General features: G+C 70.5%; 15 protein-coding genes and 2 pseudogenes. 9 read left to right on the top strand and 8 right to left on the bottom strand.

The window, feature by feature from the left end:
• Window positions 1–6: 6 nt before the first annotated feature.
• Complete coding sequence (locus ACIQFU_RS08415; protein ID WP_402549996.1) at window positions 7–378, top strand: MerR family transcriptional regulator; 372 nt, start codon at window positions 7–9, stop codon at window positions 376–378.
• A 35-nt stretch (window positions 379–413) separates the two neighbouring features.
• On the opposite strand, the gene ACIQFU_RS08410 is transcribed toward ACIQFU_RS08415, so the two are convergent.
• Both ACIQFU_RS08410 and ACIQFU_RS08405 read right to left on the bottom strand, forming a co-directional pair.
• Window positions 414–833 (bottom strand): hypothetical protein, encoded by a 420-nt coding sequence (locus tag ACIQFU_RS08410; protein WP_402549994.1) that lies wholly within the window; start codon window positions 831–833, stop codon window positions 414–416.
• Window positions 834–853: 20 nt separating this feature from the next.
• Entirely contained in the window at window positions 854–3,754 is a 2,901-nt protein-coding gene (locus tag ACIQFU_RS08405) for a carbohydrate-binding protein (RefSeq protein WP_402549993.1), read from the bottom strand.
• 377 nt (window positions 3,755–4,131) lie between these two features.
• Between ACIQFU_RS08405 and ACIQFU_RS08400 the strand changes: the two genes are divergently transcribed.
• The 4 genes and pseudogenes from ACIQFU_RS08400 to ACIQFU_RS08385 all read left to right on the top strand — a co-directional run.
• Window positions 4,132–5,496, top strand: coding sequence for a lectin (locus ACIQFU_RS08400; protein WP_402549992.1), 1,365 nt, complete (start codon window positions 4,132–4,134; stop codon window positions 5,494–5,496).
• A gap of 70 nt (window positions 5,497–5,566) precedes the next feature.
• On the top strand, window positions 5,567–7,795 hold the full coding sequence (locus ACIQFU_RS08395) for an RICIN domain-containing protein (protein WP_402549991.1): 2,229 nt from the start codon (window positions 5,567–5,569) through the stop codon (window positions 7,793–7,795).
• Window positions 7,796–7,854: 59 nt separating this feature from the next.
• Window positions 7,855–9,243, top strand: a complete 1,389-nt coding sequence (locus ACIQFU_RS08390; RefSeq protein WP_402549990.1) for a hypothetical protein — start codon at window positions 7,855–7,857, stop codon at window positions 9,241–9,243.
• A 35-nt stretch (window positions 9,244–9,278) separates the two neighbouring features.
• Window positions 9,279–9,672: pseudogene (locus tag ACIQFU_RS08385) on the top strand (cytochrome P450); the annotation flags it as partial.
• A 98-nt stretch (window positions 9,673–9,770) separates the two neighbouring features.
• Here ACIQFU_RS08385 and ACIQFU_RS08380 read toward each other — a convergent pair.
• Both ACIQFU_RS08380 and ACIQFU_RS08375 read right to left on the bottom strand, forming a co-directional pair.
• Window positions 9,771–10,526 carry a hypothetical protein gene (locus tag ACIQFU_RS08380; protein ID WP_402550041.1) on the bottom strand — a complete coding sequence of 252 codons (756 nt, stop codon included), beginning with the start codon at window positions 10,524–10,526 and terminating at the stop codon, window positions 9,771–9,773.
• 9 nt (window positions 10,527–10,535) lie between these two features.
• Window positions 10,536–10,997 carry a hypothetical protein gene (locus ACIQFU_RS08375; protein ID WP_402549988.1) on the bottom strand — a complete coding sequence of 154 codons (462 nt, stop codon included), beginning with the start codon at window positions 10,995–10,997 and terminating at the stop codon, window positions 10,536–10,538.
• 264 nt (window positions 10,998–11,261) lie between these two features.
• Between ACIQFU_RS08375 and ACIQFU_RS08370 the strand changes: the two genes are divergently transcribed.
• Window positions 11,262–12,059: an SAM-dependent methyltransferase gene (locus ACIQFU_RS08370; RefSeq protein WP_402549987.1), complete on the top strand. Its 798-nt coding sequence runs from the start codon at window positions 11,262–11,264 to the stop codon at window positions 12,057–12,059.
• Between the two features lie 599 nt (window positions 12,060–12,658).
• On the top strand, window positions 12,659–13,834 hold the full coding sequence (locus ACIQFU_RS08365; protein WP_402549986.1) for a M91 family zinc metallopeptidase: 1,176 nt from the start codon (window positions 12,659–12,661) through the stop codon (window positions 13,832–13,834).
• A gap of 267 nt (window positions 13,835–14,101) precedes the next feature.
• Here the strand turns inward: ACIQFU_RS08365 and ACIQFU_RS08360 are convergent, their stop codons facing one another.
• Window positions 14,102–14,797 (bottom strand): NADPH-dependent F420 reductase, encoded by a 696-nt coding sequence (locus tag ACIQFU_RS08360; protein ID WP_402549985.1) that lies wholly within the window; start codon window positions 14,795–14,797, stop codon window positions 14,102–14,104.
• 73 nt (window positions 14,798–14,870) lie between these two features.
• On the opposite strand from ACIQFU_RS08360, the gene ACIQFU_RS08355 reads away from it, so the two are divergent.
• Window positions 14,871–15,251 carry a winged helix-turn-helix transcriptional regulator gene (locus ACIQFU_RS08355; RefSeq protein WP_402549984.1) on the top strand — a complete coding sequence of 127 codons (381 nt, stop codon included), beginning with the start codon at window positions 14,871–14,873 and terminating at the stop codon, window positions 15,249–15,251.
• A 21-nt stretch (window positions 15,252–15,272) separates the two neighbouring features.
• Here the strand turns inward: ACIQFU_RS08355 and ACIQFU_RS08350 are convergent.
• Window positions 15,273–15,437, bottom strand: a pseudogene (locus tag ACIQFU_RS08350) (DUF664 domain-containing protein); the annotation flags it as partial.
• Window positions 15,438–15,648: 211 nt separating this feature from the next.
• Here ACIQFU_RS08350 and ACIQFU_RS08345 point away from each other — a divergent pair.
• Window positions 15,649–16,203: a hypothetical protein gene (locus tag ACIQFU_RS08345; protein WP_402549983.1), complete on the top strand. Its 555-nt coding sequence runs from the start codon at window positions 15,649–15,651 to the stop codon at window positions 16,201–16,203.
• 57 nt (window positions 16,204–16,260) lie between these two features.
• Here the strand turns inward: ACIQFU_RS08345 and thrS are convergent, their stop codons facing one another.
• Together thrS and ACIQFU_RS08335 are read right to left on the bottom strand one after the other, a co-directional pair.
• Window positions 16,261–17,487 (bottom strand): threonine--tRNA ligase, encoded by a 1,227-nt coding sequence (gene thrS, locus ACIQFU_RS08340; protein ID WP_402550039.1) that lies wholly within the window; start codon window positions 17,485–17,487, stop codon window positions 16,261–16,263.
• A gap of 209 nt (window positions 17,488–17,696) precedes the next feature.
• Window positions 17,697–18,704 (bottom strand): LacI family DNA-binding transcriptional regulator, encoded by a 1,008-nt coding sequence (locus tag ACIQFU_RS08335; protein WP_402549982.1) that lies wholly within the window; start codon window positions 18,702–18,704, stop codon window positions 17,697–17,699.
• Between the last annotated feature and the right edge of the window lie 24 nt (window positions 18,705–18,728).

Here is an 18,728-nt window from a genome sequence, read left to right as displayed (position 1 = left end):
GCGGGCATGCGGATTGGCGAGGCAGCGGCGGCGGCCGGGACCACACCGCGCGCGCTGCGTCTGTACGAGGCCCGTGGCCTGCTCCCCCCGCCGCCGCGCAGCGCGTCCGGGCAGCGGGAGTACGGGGCGGCCGAAGTCGCCCGCGTCCAGGTCATCCGCAACCTGCTGGCCCTGGGCCTCACGCTGCACGATCTGAGCCGCCGCGCCCACCGCCTGGACATGCTCGTACCGGACCAGCCTGCGAGGTCCTGTGCCGGCGGCCCCGGCGAGTTCAGTGACGTCGTGGCCGATCGGCTGGCGGCCCTGGACGCGGAGATCGCCCGCCTCGTCCGCCTGCGCCGGAGTCTCGCCGACGCGGCGACGCGACACGACGGGTGACCCGACCGTCGCGTCGTGCGCGTCGGGGTGGTGCGTCAGTGCGGTGTGTTGTGGAACCGCTCCGCCCAGTGGGCGGTCCGGTCCAGGTAGGCGGTCTCGGCCGCCGCCCCGGTCAGGCCATAGGCTCCCTCGTAGGTCTGGTAGCCGTGGCCCGCCGGCGGGCTGCTGTCCGCCGGTTCGATCGAGCTCCCTTCGTGCCATTCGTTGAAGGACGTGACCGACACCCACGTCGGTGTGCCGCCCGTCGCGGGTTCCAGGGCGTTGCCCCACTGCCGGTCGTAGGCCGCGCCGTCGGCCCGGTCCACCGTGGGGGTCGTGTTGCCGGGTACGGCACGGTCGTCGATGTAGCCGGGGGCGACCGACGGGGACCAGACGAGGTCATGGGCGCGGGCGTAGTCGCCGGCCTGTTTCCACCCCGGTGCGGTGGCACCGGCGATTCCGTCGTAGGTGTACATCCCGGAGAAGTGCCGGATCCTCAGTCGCCGTTCACCGCCGGGCTGCCGTACCAGGGGTAGTAGAAGAGGTGAACGTTCTGGTTGAGGGCCTTGGTGGTGGGGTCGGTGCCCAGGGTGAAGGTGTCGATGTCGAAGAGGGCTCCGCTGCCGCCGGTGAAGGCCAGGAAGAGGGGTCCAGCGGCGGAGGCGGTGAGCGTCGTCGAAACGGTGGTGAAGGTTTCCCAGCCCCCTGTCACCGGTACCTGGACCGTCCCGAGGAGTGGGCCGGTGGGCGAGCCGGAACGGACTTCGATCGTTCCGCCGGCCCCCGCCGAGGACACGGTGGCGGTGAAGGTCGAGGCACCGTCGGTGGAGAGGGAGGCGTAGCCGGCCCAGTCGCCGTCGTCGATGTAGCCGAGGGTCTGGCCGCCGCTCGCCGCCGCGTGGGCGGCTGCCTGGACTCCGGAGGCGGATGTGAACGCCTCCGCCTCGTGGATGGTGCCGGTGGCGCCGGTGCCGAACGTGAACGCGTCCAGGTCGAAGAGGTTGCCCTGGCCGGCCGGCCCGCGGAAGACCAGGTACAGCTCTGTGCTGGTGGGCGGGATGCCGGACAGGTTGGTGGAGACGTCGGTGAACGTTTCCCAGCTTCCGGTGACCGGGACGTCGGCGGTGCCCAGGAGGGTCCCGGTGGCGGATCCCACCCGGATCTCGAGGGTGCCGCCGGCTCCGGCCGAGGAGACTCGGGCGGAGAAGCGGTCCGCGCCGGTGAGGTGGTACGGCTTGAAGGAGATCCAGTCGCCGTCGTCGGTGAACCCGACGGTCGTGCCCCCTTCGGCGGTGCCGTGTGCGGCGGTCTCGATGCCGGACTGGGCGGTGTAGTGCTCCGCCTGGCGGTGGCGGGGCTGGAGGGTGCGCACGGCGTGTCCGGTCAGGCCTCCGCCGTCCGTGTACTCGGCGTCGAGGACGCCGTACAGGTTGGCGGCGCTGTCGTGTTCGCCGTCCTGGGGCACGTCGAGGGTGCCGCTGCAGCCGTTGGCGGACGTGATGGAGTGGGTGTGGCTGTCGTGGCCCAGGAGGTAGGTGACCTTGACCCTGGCGCAGTCCACGGTGGTGTCTTCCGGGTCGGTGACCTGCACCCGGAAGGGCACGGTGTCGCCGAAGGAGAACAGCGCGCCGTCGGCCGGTGTCTGGAAGGTGACGGTCGGCGCGGTGTTTCCGGTGGTGATCACCAGGCTGGCCGTGCCGGTGAGACCTTCGGGGTCCTTCACGGTGAGGGTGGGGCGGAAGGTGCCCTTGGTGGTGTAGGTGTGGCTCGGGTCGGCCTGGGTGGAGGTGGAGCCGTCGCCGAAGTCCCACGCGTAGGACAGGGGCCCGCCCTCGGGGTCGCTGCTGCCCTGCGAGGAGAACCGCACCGTCAGCGGCAGGGCTCCGGAGGTCTGGTCGGCGGCCGCCCTGGCCACCGGATTGCGGTTGCTGCCGCCGACGTACTCGATGCGGTACAGGGCCTGGTTGTTGCCGCCGGTGCCGTAGTCCAGGGCGTACAGCGCGCCGTCGGGTCCGAAGTCGGTGTCCATCACCTGGGTGCCGGTCCAGGGAAAGTCCTCGATGGCGCCGTAGGACCCGTCGCCGCCGCCCTCGACCGTCTTGATCCACTGCCGTCCGTACTCCGCGGCGAAGAAGCGTCCGTCCAGGTACTGGGGGAACTTCACTGCCGAGTCGAGGTCCGGGTCGAAGCGGTAGACCTCGCCGCCCATCGGTGACTCGGAGCCGCCGCCGAACTCGGGCGGTGAGCCCTCGCCGCCGTACCTGATCCAGCTCGGCTTCGCCGGCGGTAGCTTCGCCCGGCCGGTGTTGTGCGGGGAGTTGTTCGTCGGGCCTGCTGCGCAGTCGTACTTGGCGCCGGAGGGTCCGGCGGGGAAGGTGTACTCGTTGTACGTCTCGGCGGTGGTGTTGGTGCCCGTGCAGTAGGGCCAGCCGTAGTTGCCGGGTCCGGTGACGCGGTTGAACTCCACCTGGCCTCCGCGGCCCCGGGCGGGGTCGGCGCCACCGGCGTCGGGGCCGTAGTCGCCGAGGTAGACCACTCCGGTGGCGCGGTCCACGGACATGCGGAACGGGTTGCGGAAGCCCATGGCGTAGATCTCGGGCCGGGTGCCTGCGGTGCCGGGGGCGAACAGGTTGCCGGCGGGGACGGTGTAGCCGCCGTCGGCTCCGGGCTTCACGCGCAGCACCTTGCCTCGCAGGTCGTTGGTGTTTCCCGCACTGCGCTGGGCGTCGAACTGCGGGTTGCGGTCGGCGCGTTCGTCGATGGGGGCGTATCCGGCGGAGTCGAAGGGGTTGGTGTCGTCGCCGGTGGTCAGGTAGAGGTTTCCGGCCGCGTCGAAGTCGATGTCCCCGCCGACGTGGCAGCACTGGCCGCGGTCGTTGGGCACTTCGAGCACGACCTTCTCGCTCGCCGGGTCGAGGGTGTTGTCGCTCTTCAGGACGAAGCGCGAGAGGTTCAGGTGTCCCTTCCACGGCGCGAAGTCGGCGGCGCTTCCGGTGGCCGGCGCGTCACCCGCCGGAGTGTCCAGTTTCGGCGAGTAGTAGACGTAGACGTACCGGTTGGTGACGAAGCCGGGGTCGGCGGCTATGCCCTGCAGGCCCTCTTCGTCATGGGTGTAGACGTCGAGCCGGCCGGCCACCTTCGTATTGCCGGCGCTGTCGGTGTGCCGGATGGTGCCGTCCCGCGCAGTGTGCAGGACCGAGCGGTCGGGCAGGACGGTCAGGGACATGGGCTCGCCCAGTTCGGCCGCGCCGGTTGCCAGTTGGACCTGTTGGTAGTCACCGGGCGGAATGACCTGGGGTGTCGCGGCCGCGGTCGGAGGCGGTACCGCGGCGGCTGCCGGGAGGATCAACGCGAGTGCCATCAGCCATCTGAGCCCCGTCCGGGGGCGCCGAGACATGTCAGAGGTTCCTTCCTGACGGTGGGGGAAGTCAGGCAAGGCGCGCGCCGGCCGCGCTTGCCGCATGCAACAGCGGCGTACTTCTGCAGGGTCCTTACACGAGGTACTCAGTGAATTTCCTTCTCCTGCAGGTGAGTTGCATCGTGGTGACCTCGGGACGGTTTGTCAACTCCCCGAACGAACCGTGATTGGACTACACCAAGCTCTTGACAGGGTTTTTCGTCACTCCTTAAATCACGTACTGAAGTAACTTCCTGCGACTCCCACCTCAGTCCGTCACCCGGTCATCTCGTGGCCATTGCATGTCATGCGCATGCCTTTCGACGCACAGAACAGGACAGTGACTCGTGATCAGGAACTCTTCTCTCCATCCGACCGTGCGTACCGTGCTCGGCGCCACGGCCGTGGCCGCTCTCGTCGCAGGCGCCGGTTCCTTCCCCGCCGACGCCGCCGTGGCGGCCACCGGGCAGATCACCGGCGTCGGCGGAAAGTGCGTGGATGTCGCGGGCGCCGCCACCGCCGACGGAACGGCCGTCCAGCTCTACGACTGCAACGGCACCGCGGCCCAGCAGTGGTCCGTCGGCTCCGACGGCACGATCCGCGCCCTCGGCAAGTGTCTCGACGTCGCTTCCGGAGCCACCGCCGACGGTGCCCGGACCCAGCTGTGGAGCTGCAACGGCACCACCGCCCAGCAGTGGACCGTCACCGCCGCCGGCGACATCGTCAATCCCCGGGCCGACAAGTGCCTGGACGCGACGGGCAACAGCTCGGCCAACGGCACCCCGCTGCAGATCTGGACGTGCACCGGAGCCGCCAACCAGAAGTGGAAGGCGCCGGCCGGCGGCGGCGAACCGCCCACGCAGCCGGGACCGGGGGCCATGGCCGTCGCGCCGTACCTCTACAACGGCTGGGGCAGCCCGCCCAACCCCACCACCGTGATGAACGCGACCGGCGTCAAGTGGTTCACCCTCGCCTTCGTCCTGAGCAACGGCTACTGCAACCCCCAGTGGGACGGCGGCCGCCCCCTCACCGGAGGAGTGGACCAGCAGACCGTCAACACCGTCCGCGCGGCAGGCGGCGACGTCATCCCGTCCTTCGGCGGATGGAGCGGCAACAAGCTGGAGAGCTCCTGCGGCAGCGCCGGGGAACTGGCCGCCGCGTACCAGAAGGTGATCAACGCCTACGGGCTCAAGGCCATCGACATCGACATCGAGGCCGCGGCCTACGACAGCCCCACCGTGCAGCAACGCACCGTCGACGCGCTCAAGACCGTCAAGGCCAACAACCCCGGCATCAAGGTGTACGTCACCTTCGGCACCGGCCAGAACGGCCCCGACAGCAGCCTCATCGGCAAGGCCGCCGCCGCCGGCCTCACCGTGGACAGCTGGACGATCATGCCGTTCAACTTCGGCGGGGCCGGACAGAACATGGGGCAGCTCACCGTCCGTGCCGCGGAGGGCCTCATGACCGCCGTGAAGAACGCCTACGGGTACACGGACGACCAGGCCTACCGGCGCACCGGGATCTCCTCGATGAACGGCATCACCGACAACAGCGAGACGGTGACCGTCGCCGACTTCCGCACCATCCTCGCCTACGCCCAGCAGCGGCACCTGGCCCGGCTGACCTTCTGGTCCGTCAACCGCGACCGGCCCTGCACCGGCGGCGGGGCAGACACCTGCTCGGGCGTCTCCCAGCAGCCGTGGGAGTTCACCCGCGTCTTCGCGCAGTACGCCGGCTGACCCGCGCGCCCTCTCCCCCACTCCCCCGCCCGACCCGGTCCCCCGGACCGGTCCCACAGGAGACGACTCGATGTTCCGACGCTCGCGACCACCCGCCGACGGCACCTTCCGCAGACCCCCGGTGCGGCGCACCCCCCGCCCGTGGACCGCCGTCGTCCCGGCCGCCGTACTGGCGGGCTCCCTCCTCACCGTCGCTCAGCCGGCCCAGGCCGCCGCCCCGCCCACGGGCTGGGCCACCGTGGTGAACTCCGGAAGCGGCAAGTGTCTCGACGCCCGGGCGGCCGGCACTGTCAACGGCACCGCCGTACAGCAGTACACCTGCAACAGCAGCACCGCACAGCAGTGGAGCATCACACCGACCGCCGACGGCTTCGTACGCATCAGCAACCGCAACGACGCGCAACAGGTCGTGGACGTGAGCAACGTGTCCACGGCGGACAACGCTGCCGTGCACCTGTGGACGTACGGCGGTGGGGACAACCAGCAGTGGCAGGCCGTCGACGAGGGCGGCGGCGCCTACCGCTTCGTCAACCGGCACAGCGGCAAGTGCCTCGACGTCCCCTCCGCCTCGACCGCCGACAGCGTCCAGCTGGTGCAGTACACCTGCAACGGCACGGCCGCCCAGCGGTTCCAGGTCACGCCCGTGAGCAGCGCGCCCGGTGACGTCGACCTGGGGCCCAACGTGGCCGTGTTCGACCCCTCGATGCCGTCGTCCACCATCCAGAGCCGGCTGGACTCCATCTTCCGCCAGCAGGAGACCAACCAGTTCGGTTCGCAGCGCTATGCGGTGCTGTTCAAGCCCGGCACGTACAACAACGACGTCAACGTCGGCTTCTACACCCAGGTCGCCGGCCTCGGCCAGTCTCCCGACTCGGTGACCGTCAACGGCGCCGTGCATGTGGAGGCCGACTGGTTCCCGCCGCAGAACGCCACCCAGAACTTCTGGCGCGGCGCCGAGAACCTCTCCGTCAACCCGACCGGCGGCACCGACCGTTGGGCCGTCTCCCAGGCGTCCGCGTACCGGCGGATGCACGTGCGCGGCAACCTGGAGCTCAGCGACGGCGGGTGGTCCAGCGGCGGCTTCATGGCCGACACCAGGATCGACGGCCAGGTCCGCTCCGGCACCCAGCAGCAGTGGCTGACCCGCAACTCCCAACTCGGCAGCTGGACCGGTTCGAACTGGAACATGGTCTTCGTCGGCAGCCAGGGTGTGCCCGGCACCAGCTTCCCCAACCCGCCCTACACCACCGTCGACCGGACTCCCACGGTGCGGGAGAAGCCCTTCCTGTACGTGGACGGCTCGGGCGCCTACAAGGTGTTCGTGCCCTCCCTGCGCAGCAACTCCTCGGCGACCACCTGGGCGAGCGGGAACCCGGCGGGGACCTCGCTCGGCATCGACCGGTTCTTCGTCGTCAAACCGGGCGCGTCCTCGGCGCAGATCAACGCCGCCCTGGCCGAGGGGAAGAACCTCCTGGTCACCCCCGGCGTCTACCACCTCGACGAGACACTGCGCGTGACCCGCCCCGACACGGTCGTCCTCGGTCTCGGGCTGGCCACGTTCGTCCCGGACAACGGCGTCACGGCGATGACCGTCGCCGACGTCGACGGGGTGAAGATCGCGGGCCTCCTCTTCGACGCCGGAACCACCAACTCGCGCACGCTCATGGAAGTCGGACCGGCCGGGGCGGCCGCCGACCACGCGGCGAACCCCACCTCCTTGCACGACGTGTACTTCCGGGTGGGCGGCGCCGCCGTCGGCAAGGCGACCACCAGCCTCGTCGTCAACAGTGACGACGTCATCGGCGACCACATGTGGATCTGGCGCGCCGACCACGGCAGCGGAGTCGGCTGGACCACCAACACGGCCGACACCGGACTCGTCGTCAACGGCGACGACGTGACCATGTACGGGCTGTTCGTCGAGCACTACCAGAAGCACCAGACCCTGTGGAACGGCAACGGCGGCCGGACGTACTTCTACCAGAACGAGATGCCCTACGACCCGCCCGGCCAGGCCTCCTGGATGAACGGCTCCACCCAGGGCTACGCCGCCTACAAGGTCGCGGACTCCGTCACCGGCCACGAGGCCTACGGCCTGGGCAGCTACTGCTTCTTCAACGTGAACCCCGGCGTCGTCGCGGAGCACGCCTTCGAGGTCCCCGACAGGCCGAACGTGCGCTTCAGGAACATGGTGACCGTCTCTCTCGGCGGCACCGGCACGATCCGGCACGTCATCAACGACCGGGGCGGCCCGTCCAACTCCTCCACCAACGTGGCCAACCTGGTGAACTACCCGTGAAGTGACCGACGGCCCCCTAGGCTGCTGCCCCACACGGGTGTCAGCCGGAGGGGGACGTCGTGCCACGGTCCGACGCAGCGGTCAGGATTCGTACCCGCCTGCTGTTGATCTACAACCTCACGCCGCAGGTGCAGGTGTCCGAGGACATGCTCCGTCCGTTGACCGAGGCGCTCGACCTGGGCCGGTTCGCGGCCCACGTCGAGGCCGCCGGACTCCTGCTGCCCCGGCTGGTGCTGCACGAGCGCGTGCCCGAGATCACGCTGCCGCCGGGCGCGGCCCGGGTCGACGGTGCGTACATCACGCTTGCCGTCACGCCCCGCCGGGATCCGCTGCTCTTCGTGGACGTCGAGATCGCAGACGGGGCGGACGACGCCGACGCGATCGCCGAGACGCTCTACACCACCTGGCAGGAACGCTCCGCGATCCGCGTCGGCGCGGTGCCGCTGACCCAGTGGCTCGACGGGCGCCTGCGCACGCACGGCAGCACGGAGGACCGGGCCGCCGACCGTCCGCCGCTCGCGTTCGGCCGCAACGTCCACCAGAGCGTCTTTCCCGGAGCCTCCCTCGCCCGGGGGCTGTTGGCCGGACACGTGCTGGGCGACACGGTCGGCCAGGAGGTGGTGACCATCGTGCTGCGCGGCACGCTGGACAGCGACACCGGCGCCACCTTGGGCATTCGGCGGCCCGAGACGCTGAACAACGCCGGGCAGACCATGGTCGCGCACGGCAGAGGCGTGTCACTGATCGTCGGCTACGCGCCGTCGGTGGAGAACGCCTTCGGGCTGGCCGCGGCCGGCATCCTCACCGCGGTCGCGGCCGTGCACCGCATCCGGCGGCAGGCGTTCGCGGCGCTGGAGCTCGACCGGGCCGCGGCGGTCGAGACGACGGACGACGCGCGTGCCCTGGTCGGGCAGCTCTCGAGCCGGCTCAACGATCTCCAACTCGACCTGAGCTTCAGTGTGGAGGCGTACGCCGACACCATCCTCATACCGGAGCTGCTGGTCGAGAGTTTCCACTCGTCGCTGCGCGAAGTCTCCTCGCTGGCCGACGCGCTGGCCAACACCTCCCGCATCGTCGAGCGGGTGAACGCCGTGCTCGCGACGCGCCGTGTCGATCTGGAGACCGCGTCCCAGCAGTACGCCGAGGACCGGGACCGGGTGCTGGCCGCGGTGATCGCCGTCGGCTCGCTCATCGCGCTGCCGCCGGCGCTGCTGCTGGCGTACTTCGGAGTCAACAGCAGCGACGTGGACTCACGCCGGTCGATCCTGGACCTCCACCACTACGGTGTCGCGTACGCCGTCGCATGGCTGCCGTTCGTGCTGTTGATCGTGGTCGGCCTGGTCGCACGCCGCCGCATTTCGTTGCGACTGTCCGGCCCGGACGCCGACGCCGCCGAGCGACGGAGCCGGCGTTCCCGACTCGGACGATCACGGCGACGCGGTCGGTGAGGGCCCTGGGGTGGGGTCGTGGACCCCGCGGACGAGATCGCCACCGCGTGGACTTCCGCGGCCGGCCCGACGCGCTCGTCGCGCCCGACCCCGCCCGGGCTGCGGCGGCCCGTGACGCCGTCGTCGCGATGCTCGGCTTCTTCACCGGACTCCGGGCGGCCAAGCGCCGCGAGCCGGCGGACGATCTGCTGTCGGATGATCGGCGTGCGCGAGTCGGGTGACGCCCTCAGCGAGGACGAGCTCATGTCCCTCGCCCTTCTCGTCCTCCTCGCCGGCTTCGAGAACACCGTGCATCTGATCGGGAACGCGGTCCTCGCACTCCTCCAGTACCCGGAGCAGTTGGCGATGCTGCGCGACGATCCCGCCGGTCCGCCGGACGCCGTCGAGGAACTCGCGCGGTTCGAGGGCCCCGCTCTCCCCGCCCTGCGGACGCTGCTCGCACGCCTTCCCGGCCTTCGGCGGGGCGACGTCGAGCCCGAGTGGCGGACTTCGCTGTGCTCTCGCAGCCTGTCGGCCCTGCCCGTCGCCTACTGACCGTCCGCGGCCTCCCCGCCCCGGCGCATCCGCTGGAGCAGCCCACCGAGCATCGGCACGGTCAGGCCGGCGAAGAGGAACAGGACGGCGAGCCCGCTCAGTGCCGGGCTCACCGCCTCCTCGACGTCGAGGGACCACGGGTTGTCGAGTGCGGAGAAGACGATGTACGACCCCTTGGACACCGTGTATCCGACGCCCAGGACGGCCGCGAGGGCACACAGGGCGAAACCGGCGCCGGTCCAGGGGCGGGTGGTCCGGCTGCGACGGGCGGTCCGGCCGCACATGAAGGCGAGTTCGCCGCAGGTGAGCAGGACGTAGGAGAGGTAGATGAGCAGGTAGGCCGCCACTGACGGGTGGTCGACGTAGGCGGTGGTGAACTCGACGTCGTCGCCGTTCGTCGCCAGGAAGAGCGGAATCATGACGGCCAGCTCGACAACAGCCGCGAAGATGCGCTGGTACACGGCAGTTCGCAGATACTCGGGGCGATAGGCCAGGTCCACCATGGTGATCTGCAGCGATGCACACCAGAGGATGGCGCAGATGTGAGCCACCAACTTGCCGGCGTTGTCCAGGCCGGTGACCTGCTCGGCCGCGTCGGCGACGGTGGGCACCGCGAAGAAGACCCCCACGGTGCACACACCGAACGCCACGGCGATTAACCAGGTGAACACGCGTGGATGGTGAATGGCTCTGCGGGTGCACAGCGCGGTGACGATGACTCCCGCCACCGTGCAGGAGCCGAATATCATGCCGTCCAATTAAAGCCCTTCCAGAGCATCGGCCGCATATCGGGCCGCCTCGGTCACAGTCCGTCGCCGCCTGGTCTTCCTCGGTTTCCCGACGCCCGACCCGTCCGGCACGGGCGGCAGGCCGAGATCCGCCCGTCGCCGCTCCAACTGCGCGACGACGTCCCGTATTTCACTCTCCGGCAGTTCGCTCAGCAGCACGAGCACGTGACGGGCCAGAGGGTCCTCGAAGACCTCGAGGGCTTCGAGGTCGTCGTAGCTCGCATGCGGCAGCAGGTACGCCGGTGGCACGTCGCCGAGAGCGCGGCACAGCGCGAGGACGGTCTTGACGGTCGGATTGTCCTGCTGGCCGTTCGCGAGCTTCGCGATGAGCGCGAACGACGCCGACGTGGGCGGATCGGGCAGGTCGTCGACGGCCTGGGACAAGGTGCGGGAAACATACGCCTTGCCCCTGGCGTCCTTGCGGTGCGCCATGAGCGTCTTCAGCTTCTGCGCGAGAGAGTGCGGCCGGGGGCGTCGCGCGTCGGCGGCAGCGCTGTTCGGAGCCTCCCTCTCGTCACGGCTCGCACCCACGTAGTGATCTCTTTCGCCATCGCCGATCTTGCGCTTGTGTACTTTAGTTGACACACCGTAGGACGCAAGAGCAGGATCACGATATCGGCAGGCTCTCGTTTCGGTTCGCTCCGGGACGCCGGCTGGACATCCTCCGACCACGGCGATCGCCGAGAGGAGCGCCACGTGAGACCGCACGGCTTACGCGTCCCGGAGATCGACACCGGCAGGCCTCACTCCGCGAGGATCTACGACTATCTGCTGGGCGGCAAGGACAACTACGCGGTGGACCAACAGGCCGGTGACGAACTCGTCGCCGCCACGCCCCAGGAGCGAACCGACGCCAGGGCGAACCGCGCCTTCCTGGAGCGCGCGGTCCGCCACGTCGTGCGCGGCGGCATCCGGCAGATCCTCGACATCGGCACCGGCCTGCCCCACTCCCCCAACGTGCACGAGCTCGCCCTCGAGTCGGCGGCGGACGCGCGGGTCGCGTACGTCGACAACGACCCGATCGTGACGGCGCACGCGGACGCCCTCCTGCGCAGTTCCGATGCGATCAGCGTCGCGCTCGCCGACCTCCGCGACCCGTCCGCCGTCGTGGACCACCCCTACGTCCGCAACGTCATCGACTTCGACCAGCCGGTCGCCATGCTTCTCGTCTCCGTCCTCCACTTCCTCACTCGCGCGGAGGCACCCGAGCAGGTCGTCGCCACCCTGCGCGACGCGCTGCCGGTCGGCAGCTTCCTCGTGCTCTCGCACGCGACGGGCGACTTCGCGGATCGCACCCGGGCGCAGGCCGTGTACGACAGGGCCGACGCCCCTCTGAACCTGCGGTCCCTCGCCGAGATCGAGCGGTTCTTCGACGGCTTCGACCTCGTCGAACCAGGCCTGGTGCAAGTCCCGTTGTGGCGGCCGGACACGCCACCGACGGCGGAGACGACCGCGATCGGCACCTACGGGGCCGTGGCCCGGAAGGTGCGTTGAGCGGCCACGGTCGCCCAACGCCCGCGGCCGCACGACTCCCCCACTGCCCCGGCGCGCCGCAGCCTGCGGTTGCCACCAGGGACCAGCGCTTCAAGAGGGTGAAGACTCCCCGGTCCAGCAGCCGACGACGCGGGGTGTTGCCGGGCGAATCGGGTGCCCACGGCCTCGCCCAGCCGAACTCCCCGCATACCGGGGTGGTGCCGTGGGCCGTTGCTCAGGGTTCGCAGAATGCGTTTCGTGCCCGGCAGGTCAGTCCCGGGCGTGCGAGCGCGCTGGCCGGCCGTGCGCCGGTGGGTGCGAAGTCCTGGCGGGGGCGTGCGGTTCGCCTCACCTCCCCTCGTGGTCTGCGGGCGACTGTCGCGCGTCTGAACCGGGTGGCCGGGGCGGCGCTGAACTGCCGTGCGGCGCCCGTCCGGTGAAGGGCGTGTCCCACGACGGGCACGGCCTGTCCCGGCGCGGTGAGCACGCCCGAGCGGCCCCGGACACGCCCCCGCGTACCTCCGCCATCTGCCCCCGGGCCTGCCCTCCGGCCCTTCCCCGCAGGCTGCCAGGGGTGAAGGATGCTCCTTCTCTGCCCTGGGGACACAAGGAGAAGTGGCGTGCGCGCGCAGACACGGCCCGGCGCGGTCGCGGAGACCGGGGCCGGGCGGCAGCGGTCCGCAGCGGCGACCGTCCGGCCGCCCGTGCGGGACCTGAGCCCCGCGGGCGTCCGGGACCTGCAGCGATCCGCCGGCAACGACGCGGTGGCCCGGACGGTCCAGCGGCACCGGGCCTCCGGCGCGACGGTCCAGCGGACGACGGCGGCCGACCCTGAGATCCAGCCCATCGTCGACGCGGTGGAGGAGATGCTGGCGACCGCCCGGTCCTTGATCGCCACGGCTCAGGGGTTCGGCTTCCGGCTGCGGGGCAAGGAGGGCCAGCAGAAGCACTGCGACGAACTCGGCATGTCTCTGGACACCGCCGAGCACATGGTCTACCGGCAGTTCCGCGCCGACGGCCCGGCCGGCCGGACGACCAACCCACGCACCACCGCGCTCAAGGGCCTGCTCGACGACATCCAGAAGCGGCACATCGAGTACGTGGGCATCCTGCGCCGGTTCAGCCTGCGTCCCGTCGGCGCCGACATCGGCCCCGAGGACACAGAGGGCCGGGCACAGCTGTCGAACACCTGGTCACGCGTGGTCGGCGGGCAGGGCGTCAAGACCACGTCGACCCCGCGGCCGTTCGGCGAGGACCGTACGCCCGCGCCGCTGCCTGGCTTCCAGGACCAGATGCTGTCCCACCACGCCCGGCTGCTCTCCCGGCAGCACGGCCGGAACCTGGTCGGCGGTCTCGCCGCCGGGGTCGCGGGCGCCGGTGCGGCCATGGTGAACGCGGTGCCCTTCCACCCCCAGCAGATCGAGTTCATGGGCGGCAACAGCGTGGTCGGCGCGGAGGCGGCCGTCGACACGCCCGAAGGCCTGGCGTCCGCCCCCGACGCCCCCGGCAGGGGCAGCACCAGCGTCGTCGCCGTGCCACACGGTCTGCGGGACAGCGAGGGCGCGCAGGAAGGCGAGGCCGTCTCGCCCGCCTTCCTGGTCTACGGACACGAACTGATCCACGCACAGCACAACATGCACGGCGTCAACATCCGGAACATCGGCGACGAGGAGGCGGCGACCGTCACCGGCAACGAGACTTCCACCGCCCTGCACGAGCAACGGCGGGTGCCGGTCACCACGGAGGAGATGCTGCGCGACGAACACGGCCTGCCCCGCCGCGGCGGCTACACGTAGCCGCCCCCCGGCCCCCTCCCCTGTCCGCGTCGCCGGCCCAGGGCTCTCCCCACCCATCCCGGCAGGCGCGACGACGTGGTTGCGCTTGTGCTCGCCGGAGCCGACGATCTCCGTGAGTTCGGCTGCAGGAGTCACGTGGCGGTTTGGCCGCCGATGCCCCGGACACGATCGTCGTCCACGGCGAGAGCACCCGGCCGTCACAACGGGTTCGGACTGGTGAACCGGAACGGTGCGCAAGGTCAATCGGCTTCGTGGTGAGGCAGCCCGCTATGAATCCCTCACCGAAGGCCCCGTGCCGACCTGCGATTCCTGATGGCTCGGTCCGGCCGCATAGGCAAGCGGAGGCGCGATCGCCTGCGCGTCGGCTCCCTCGCCCACCCACAGCGCGATGAACAGCGCGGCGGTCGCTTCCAGGAGCCCCGCACGGTCGAGACCGCCGCCGGCCACCGGGTCGCCGCCCACGTCCCGCACCAACTCGCGTACACGCGCGAGGGCCGTCTCGTCGTCCCCGCAGACCGGCACGGCCAGGGGCCGTCCATCGAAGACGGGCGGACGCATGCGCCACACGTCCTCGTGGCAGAGGTTGAAGGCCTTGACCACGTGGGCTCCTGGCGCCGCCGCGGCCAGTTGCCGCGCTGCCGAGGGGCCTCCTTCGGTCAGCAGCCTGAAGCCCGGACCGACCGGGTTGGAGCAGTCGAGCAGCACCTTGCCCTCCAAGGCCGCGCTCAGGTCCCGTGCCACGTCCGCTCCCGCGCCGAAGGGCAGCGCGGCCAGCACCACCTCCTGACCGAACTCGACCGCCGCGCGCAGACTGGCAGGCTGCACGCCGCCTCCCATGCGCGTCGCCAGTCGCTCCGCCTTGCGTGCGTCCCGTCCCCCGATGGCCACCTGGTGCCCGGCCCGCACCCAGTGGGTGGCGAGCGCGTCGGCCATGTTGCCCGTGCCCAGTACGCCGATTCTCATCACACATTCCCTCTCCGTGCCTGCTTCGCCGTTCACACCGACGCTAGAGGGCGGTTCGGGCACCATTTGGTACGTGACGACCGACGCCTTCCTCGCAGACTGCCGCGCCCGCCTCGCCTTCGACCTGCTGTCCAACACCTGGAACGCCGTGGTGCTCTGGGCGCTGCGCGAGGGCCCCCGGCGCCCGGTCGAACTTCGGGAGCGGATCGGGGGCATCAGCTCCAAGGTCCTCACCGAGACCCTGCGCCGGCTGCAGTTCAACGGACTGGTCGAGCGCCTGGTCAGCCCCGACACACCAACACGCGTTGAGTACCAACTCACCGGTCTGGGAAGGTCCTTGCTGGCGCCCATCGACGCCGTCGGCGCCTGGGCCTTCGAGTACGGCGACGAGGTCATGGCGGCCCAGGAGACGGCATGCGCTTCTGACCCGCAGTCCCCTCGTCCGAAGTGCTAGGCGGATCAACAGCGTGAGGCCGTTGGGACTCGGCCCCGGCCACCACGGCACGTGGCCGGGGGCATCGAGGGGAAGCGCGTCGATCGTCACGTCCGAGTGGTCCCACGTGCGCCGGTAGGACTCGGTGATCTGATCGCGCGTCTCGCCCTCGGTCGCCCACAGATCGCTGCCGTCACGGTCCTGCCATGGGCCGCTCGTGACTTCGAGATCCCGTACGTGGACCGCACCGTCCGGCAGAGCCGAGCCTGACGATGGCCACCGGGCTGAGTTGCTCCGAGAAGCTCGCGAAACTGAGCGAACAGCCCAGGGGCGGAGAGACCTTGTCCACGCCGGTCGAGTCACGAAGTGAGCAGCGCTGGGGTCGCGTGCGGTGGTCGTACCCTGGCACGCTGGCTCCATGGATCACCCGGAAGTGCTGCTCGTCGGAGGACGAGCCAGTGTCGGCAAGACGACGGTGGGCTGGGAGGTTTCGGCGCTGCTGCGCTCCGAGGCGGTCGCTCACGCGATCATCGACGGTGACTTCATGGGGCAGGTGCATCCGGCTCCGGAAGGAGACCCTCACCGCGCGCAGATCACCGAGGTCAATCTGACTGCCGTGTGGGCCAACTTCGCCCGGCGCGGCTACCGGCGCCTGATCTACACGAACACCATGTGTGTGCTGCCTGAGGCGACGGGCATGTTCGAGCGTGCCATGGGGGCGGGAGTGGGAATCGTACGAGTTCTGCTCACCGCCTCCGACGCCACCGCCCGTGAGCGGCTGGTGGGACGAGAACTCGGCTCCGAGCTGGGGCAGGAGTTGGAAGGAAGCGTCCGCAAAGCGCGGCTCCTGGAGCAGCGAGCCGCCCCGGACAGCGTGCGAGTGGCGACGGACGGACGACTCGTCGTCGACATCGCGCGGGAGGTGGTCGCCGCCACCGGTTGGGCCGGGGCCCGCTCTGCCCGCAAGTCTTGAACGTGCAGCCCCTGGTCCGGAGCTGCACGTACACGAACCCATCAGACGGCCGGCCGACTAGCCGGCGGTGTCGGCCCACAGGTCGGTGCTGTGGGCGGCGACGAGAGCGTTGATGCGGGTGAGTACGTCGTCGACCGGCTGCGGGCCGAGTCGGCGTCCGTCACGCAAGCGCAGTGCGGTCTGGTCGTCGGCGGCCTCTCTGGCGCCGAGGACGGCCTGGTAGGGAACCAGGCGGGACTCTCGGATTCGGGCGCCCAGGCTGCCACGGTCCGGTCCCGCGACCCGGGCACGCAGTCCGAGCCGGGTGCTGCGTCGGGCCAGGGACGCGGCGTTCGGCAGTTCGGTGTCGGAGACGGGGAGGATGACGAGCTGAGTGGGGGCGAGCCAGGCAGGGAAGGCACCGCCGTGCTGTTCGATGAGATGGGCGACGGCGCGTTCCACACTGCCGATGATGCTGCGGTGGACCATGACCGGGCGGTGTTTGACGCCGTCCGCGCCGACGTAGTGCAGGTCGAACCGCTCGGGCTGGTGGAAGTCGACCTGGACGGTGGACAGGGTGGACTCCCGGCCGGCGCCGTCGGTGACCTGGACGTCGATCTTGGGGCCGTAGAACGCGGCCTCGCCCTGGGCTGACTCGTAGGGCAGGCCCGAGCGGTCGAGGACGTCGGTCAGCAGGGTGGTGGACCGCTGCCACTTCTCCGGTGCGGCGACGTACTTGCCGCCGGGGCCCGGCAAGGAGAGGCGGTAGCGGGTCGCGACGATGCCGAGTGCCTCGTATGCCCGGCGGATCATCTCCAGCGCGGCCCGCGCCTCCTCGGCGACCTGGTCCAGGGTGCAGAAGATGTGTGCGTCGTTGAGCTGGATGGCCCGTACGCGGGTCAGTCCGCCGAGCACGCCGGAGAGTTCGGAGCGGTACATGCCTCCCAGTTCGGCCATGCGCAGGGGAAGTTCGCGGTAACTGTGGGAGCGGGAGCGGTAGATCACCGCGTGATGGGGGCACAGGCTCGGCCGCAGGACGAGCTGCTCGCCGCCGAGGTTCATCGGGGGGAACATGTCGTCGCTGTAGTGTGCCCAGTGTCCCGAGATTTCGTACAGCTCCCGCTTGCCGAGGACCGGTGAGTACACGTGCTGGTAGCCCGCCAGCCGCTCGACGGTGCGGATGTACTCCTCCAGGGTGTGCCTCACGGCCGCGCCGTCGGGCAGCCAGTACGGCAAGCCGGCGCCGAGCAGCGGATCGGTGTCGAAGAGGTCCAGTTCGCGGCCGGTCCTGCGGTGGTCGTGCACGGTGGTCATCGTGGTCTCCTTACTGGTTGCGGAGCAAGTGACCGGGCCTACGACGAAGCCCCGGGGCACTTGCCCCGGGGCTTCGGATCAGGTCGTCTGTCAGCGCGCCGGGACACTCTCCGGCGTCGTCGTCACAGCAGCGCGCTTCATGTGGGAGACGTTAGCAGGCAGCAGCGCTGCCCACACGGATATTGGCCGCGGCTGCCCCTCTACGCGCTACTCGCTCGTACCACGAGCTGGTGGGGGATCACGACGTCGAGGGGTGGCACGGCGGAGGCCGGGCTGTATATGCGGTCGGCGAGGCACTGCAGTGCCCGCTCTGCGATCTGCCGCTTGTCGGGGACCACGGTCGTCAGAGACGGGTTGGCGTAGTGGCCGTCCTCGATGCCGTCGAGGCCCACGAAGGCCATGTCCTCCGGGACGCGCACGCCGCGCTGGTGGGCCACGTGCATGGCGCCGAGGGCGAGTTCGTCGGTGAACGCGAAGACGGCGTCCGGTCGGGTGCCGGCGTCCAGCAGCGCGGTCATCGCTTCCGCGCCGTCCTTGCGGTGCAGGGTCGCCACGGGCCGTTCCAGGTCGGGGTCCGGGTCCAGCCCGGCACGTCGCAGGGCGTTGTGGTATCCCTCCAGCCGCTGCTTGGCCGTCTCGTTCCGCAGGTGCGGTTGCGGACCGATCGCCGCGACTCGCCGGCGTCCCGACACGAGCAGATGGGTCGTCGCCTCGTCGGCCGCGAGGGCGTTGTCCACGGCGACACGGTCGGCGAGACCGTGCGGCCGGCGTTCGCCGAGAAGCACGACGGGCACGTTGCGCGACTGTCCGGTGAGCTCCTCCGGTCCGAGGGCCCACGGACTGATGATGAGGCCGTCGACCAGTCTGCCTCCGGTGCCCTCCAGGAGCCGCCGCTCCGCGTCGGCGTCCCCGGAGGTCTGATCGATGACGACGGTCCACGATCGCTGCTGAGCGGCTTCGACGACCAAGGCCGCGAGTTCGCCGAAGTACGGTGAGTGGAGCTCGGGAATGGCCAGGCCGATCAGGCCGGTGCGGCCGGCGCGGAGGTTGCGGGCGGCGACGTTCGGACGGTAGCCGAGCTCGTCGAGCGCGGCCTGGACGCGCGCCCGGGTTTCTTCGGCCACGGACACCGAGCCGCTGACGACGTTGGAAACGGTGCGCGTCGACACCCCCGCGAGGGCGGCGACGTCCTTCAGGCGACTGCTCACGGCCGACATCCTCGCACGTCCCGG

This window comes from Streptomyces sp. NPDC093065, assembly GCF_044754585.1.
GTDB lineage: Bacteria > Actinomycetota > Actinomycetes > Streptomycetales > Streptomycetaceae > Streptomyces.
This window is presented reverse-complemented; position numbering and strand designations above follow the sequence as displayed.